This is a genomic window from Mesorhizobium sp. M2C.T.Ca.TU.002.02.1.1, from assembly GCF_003997225.1.
Window position 1 is genome coordinate 1 of record NZ_RZTO01000541.1, and the last position, 4377, is coordinate 4377.

Below are 4377 nucleotides of genomic sequence, written 5' to 3' on the forward strand. Positions count from 1 at the left end.
AGGCGATCGTCGCCGATGGCCTGCCGCACGGCGCCTATGAATTCCAGGCAAGCCTATCCAACGGCAGCCGGCCCGACTGCCTGGTGCGGATGCCGAACGGCGCGCCGATGCTGGCCATCGACGCCAAGTTCCCGCTGGAAGCCTGGAACGCCATCCGCGCCGCCGAAGGCGCCGACATGCAGAAGGCGGCGGCGCAGGCCTTCCGGCGCGACATCGAGGTGCATATCCGCGATATCGCCGAAAAATACCTGCTCCAGGGGGAGACGCAGGACACCGCCTTCATGTTCGTGCCGTCGGAATCGGTGTTCGCGGAGATCCACGAGAATTTCGAGGCGGTGGTGCAGAAGGCGCATCGCGCCCGCGTCGTCATCGTCTCACCCTCGCTGCTGATGCTGTCGATCCAGGTGATCCAGGCGATCCTCAAGGATGCCCGCATGCGCGAGCAGGCGCATCTGATCCAGGGCGAGGTCATCCGGCTGATGGAAGATGTGGCTCGGGTCGACGAACGGGTGCGGCGGCTGCAGACGCATTTCGGCCAGGCGGCGCGGGACATAGACGACATCCTGGTGTCGACGTCGAAGGTGACCAAACGCGGCCAGAAGATCGAGGCGCTGGAATTCGCCGAGGGCGAAACCGAGGCCGCGCGAAGTGCGGCGCCAAAGGCCGATGCCAGCGCGCGGGTGGCCGATTCGAAGACCGGTCAGCTCAGGCTGCGGGTCGTCGAAGGCGACGAGTAGCCGACGGCGCCACCGTCGCCAACCTTGTCCCCATGACATTTTTTCGTTGGCGCGCCGCGGCCTTTTGCGTGCACCATGGGCGATCCCGTTCTTCGCAAGGCCCTTGCCCATGACCACCCTGCCCGGCATCTCAGATATCCGCGCCGCCGCCGAGCGGCTTTCGGGCCTGATCGTCGAAACGCCGTTGATCGAATCGCCGGAGCTCAACAAGCGCCATGGCGGCCGCATCCTGTTCAAGCCCGAGACGCTGCAGCGCACCGGCTCCTTCAAGATCCGCGGCGCCTACAACAAGCTATCGTCGCTGAGCGAGGAGGAGCGCGGCCGGGGCGTCGTTGCCTTCTCCTCCGGCAACCATGCGCAAGGCGTGGCGGCCTCAGCCGCCATGTTCGGCGTCAAGGCGGTGATCGCCATGCCGGCCGACGCGCCAGCGCTGAAAGTCGGCAATGTCCGCAAGATGGGGGCGGAAGTGGTGCCGTTCGACCGCTTCAAGGACGACCGCATGGCGGTCGTGCGCCCCTATGTCGAGAAGGGCATGGTGCTGGTGCCGCCCTTCGACGATCCGGCCATCATCGCCGGCCAGGGCACGATCGGCCTGGAGCTGATGAGGCAGGCGAAAGCGCTCGGCGCGGCGCTCGACGCCGTTATCGTGCCTTGCGGCGGCGGCGGCCTGTCGAGCGGCATCTCCGTCGCGGTCAAGGACGCCTCGCCGCGCACCGCCGTCTGGGCGGTCGAGCCCGAGCATTTCGACGACACGCGCCGCTCGCTGGCCAAGGGCGAGCGGGTCGCGAACGAGCCCGGCCACTCCTCGATCTGCGATGCGCTGCTCACCGCCGAGCCCGGCGCCATCACTTTCGAGATCAACCGCCGCAATCTCGCCGGCGCCATCGCCGTCTCCGACAAGGCCGCCGCCCAGGCGATGCGCGACGCCATGGCGTATCTGAAGCTGGTGGTCGAGCCGGGCGGCTGCGTCGCGCTGGCCGCGCTCTCATCCGGCGAGATCGACCTCGCCGGCAAGTGCGTCGCCGTGGTGCTGTCGGGCGGTAATGTCGATTTCGGGACCTATGCGGAGATCATGGCGGCGGCGTAATTGAGCACCACCTCCTATTGGACAAACTACGGCACTTAAGTATTTTAGCCAGCATGAGCATTGCAAAGATGTTGAGTAAGTTATGGCACTTTCGATCTACCTTGCCACAAGGAAAAAGCTGGTTAGCCATGGAGTTAGGGATACACGTGATGGCAATCTCACTCTTACAGACAGAGATCTATTTGTGCGCTTTGTTAAACTTGAGAGAGCACAACGCTTGAAGTCTTTTGAAGCCGTGCAAGCCGCAGTTCAGTCCATAGAGGCCTATACAAATTCCATCGGCAAGAGGTACCTGGCACTTTTCGCTTACATGTACCTTCGTTTTTCAGATGGGACCCCGAAAATGACCGAAGCCGATGAAGCCCTAGAGAGTGGAGGTGTTAGAAAAATAAAGGAATATAGGCGGGCCGTCACCGACGAAGAGATTGTTATCGCTGCCTGGGGCACGGTCCAATTCAACCGATATGAGAATGGTTTCTTCCGTGCGTTATACGCACATCGATCTTAATCCAGCGTGCGCCTGAACCGCACCAGCGCCACACCTGCAAACAGTGCCACGAACACCACTAGCCAGCCGATCTCCGTCGCCACTGCCGGCAGCTCGGCGCCCTTCAGCATCACCGCCCGCGTGATGCGCAAAAAATGCGTCAGCGGGAAGATCTCGCCGAAAGTCTGCGCCCAGCCCGGCATGCCGCGATAGGGGAACATGAAGCCGGAGAGCAGCAGCGATGGAAGGAAAAAGAAGAAGGTGAGCTGCATCGCCTGCATCTGCGAGCGGGCCATGGTCGAGATCGTATAGCCGAGCAGCACCAGCGAAAGCACGAAGACCAGCACCGAGGAGAGCAGCAGCGTCAGGCTGCCGACGAAGGGGATGCCGAACAGGAGCTTCGCCGCCACCAGCACCACCACCACCTGCACGGCGCCGACCACGAGGTAAGGCAGCACCTTGCCCAGCATGATCTCCAGCGGGCTTGACGGCATCGCGAGCAGGTTTTCCATCGTGCCGCGCTCGGTTTCCCGGGTCAGCGCCATTGCCGTCATCATCACCATGGTCATCTGCAGGATGACGCCGAGCAGGCCGGGCACGATGTTGTATTGCGAGACGCCTTCCGGGTTGTAGCGCCGGTGCACGACGACATCGAGCTGGCCGCGCGCCGCTTCCCTGGCCGCGTCCTGGGTGCCCTGAGCCCTGAGCAGCGCCTGGCTGGCCACGGTGCCGAGCGTCGAGATGGCGCCGCTGGCAACGGACGGGTCGGTGGCGTCGGCCTCGATCAGTATCTGCGGATTGTCGCCGCGCTCGACGCGGCGCGCGAAATCGGCGGGAATGGTGACGACGAAGGAGACGTCGCCGCGCGCCATCAGGAATTCGGCTTCCGCCGCACTTTGCGCCACATGGTCGAAGCGGTAGTAGCCGGTGGTCTGCAGCGCCGAGACCATCGCCCGCGTGTAGGGATCGCTGCTGGTCGCCACCAGCGCCGCCGGCAGGCTCTTCGGGTCGTTGTTGATCGCAAAGCCGAACAGCACGAGCTGCATCAGCGGCACACCCAGCATCATGGCGAAGGTGATGCGGTCGCGCCGCATCTGGATGAACTCCTTGATGAGCAGCGCGCCCAGCCTGGCGAAGGAGAAGACCGCGTTCATCCCATGTTGTCCTTCGAGCCGGACATGAACTGGATGAACACATCCTCGAGGCTGGTCTCGCCCGGCGTCACCGTCACGTCCTTGTGCTCCTTCTCGACATCGGCGAGCGCTTTCTCGAGCGCCGCCTTGTCGGAGCCGACGACATGCAGCGTCGCGCCGAACGGCGCCACCTGATCGACGCCCGGCCGTCCCTGCAGCGCCTTGGCCACCTGGTCGAGCTTCGGCCCCTGCAGCACGAAGGTGGTCAGCCCGGCATTCTTCACCACCTCGTCCACCGTGCCTGTGGCGAGCATCTTGCCGTAGGAGATGTAGCTGATGCGGTGGCAGCGCTCGGCCTCGTCCATGTAATGGGTGGAGACAAGAACGGTCAGCCCGCCGCCGGCCAGCCGATGGATCTCGTCCCAGAACTCGCGCCGCGCCTTCGGGTCGACGCCCGCCGTGGGCTCGTCGAGCAGAAGCAGCTTCGGCTTGTGCATGATGCAGGCGGCCAAGGCCAGCCGCTGTTTCCAGCCGCCGGAAAGCGTGCCGGCCAGTTGGTTGCGGCGGCTGGCCAGGCCGAGTTCTTCAAGCGTCCTCGCCACATGTTGCTCTACCGGCTTCAGCCGGTAGAGCCGCGCCACGAATTCGAGGTTCTCGCCGATCGTCAGATCCTCGTAGAACGAGAATTTCTGCGTCATGTAGCCGACCTCGCGCTTGATCCTGAGCGCGTCGGTAAGGATGTCGAAGCCAAGCACCGTGCCTTCGCCCTCATCCGGCGTGAGCAGTCCGCACATGATGCGGATGGTCGTCGTCTTGCCCGAGCCGTTCGGCCCGAGGAAGCCAACGATCTCGCCTTCGGCGACCGTCATCGTCACATGATCGACGACAGTCTTGTCGCCGAAGCGCTTGACCAGGCCGCGGACGTCTATGGCG

Annotated in this window: 5 protein-coding genes; 3 read left to right on the forward strand and 2 right to left on the reverse strand. The window is 64.0% G+C overall.

Annotated features, from left to right (window positions below):
• The 3 genes from rmuC to EOD07_RS24410 all read left to right on the forward strand — a co-directional run.
• Positions 1-737: DNA recombination protein RmuC (gene rmuC, locus EOD07_RS24400; protein WP_127237265.1), on the forward strand; the 737-nt coding region annotated here is incomplete at its 5' end.
• Positions 738-846: 109 nt separating this feature from the next.
• Positions 847-1824: a threonine/serine dehydratase gene (locus tag EOD07_RS24405; protein WP_206519540.1), complete on the forward strand. Its 978-nt coding sequence runs from the start codon at positions 847-849 to the stop codon at positions 1822-1824.
• Positions 1825-1906: 82 nt separating this feature from the next.
• A complete protein-coding gene (locus EOD07_RS24410) occupies positions 1907-2332 on the forward strand; it encodes a hypothetical protein (protein ID WP_127237267.1) in 426 nt (141 codons plus the stop codon).
• On the opposite strand, the gene EOD07_RS24415 is transcribed toward EOD07_RS24410, so the two are convergent.
• Positions 2329-3465: an ABC transporter permease gene (locus EOD07_RS24415; RefSeq protein ID WP_040984873.1), complete on the reverse strand. Its 1137-nt coding sequence runs from the start codon at positions 3463-3465 to the stop codon at positions 2329-2331. The genes EOD07_RS24410 and EOD07_RS24415 overlap by 4 nt on opposite strands.
• Positions 3462-4377, reverse strand: a 916-nt coding sequence (locus tag EOD07_RS24420; RefSeq protein WP_164772478.1) for an ABC transporter ATP-binding protein, incomplete at its 5' end; no start/stop codon positions are given. The genes EOD07_RS24415 and EOD07_RS24420, both read right to left, overlap by 4 nt.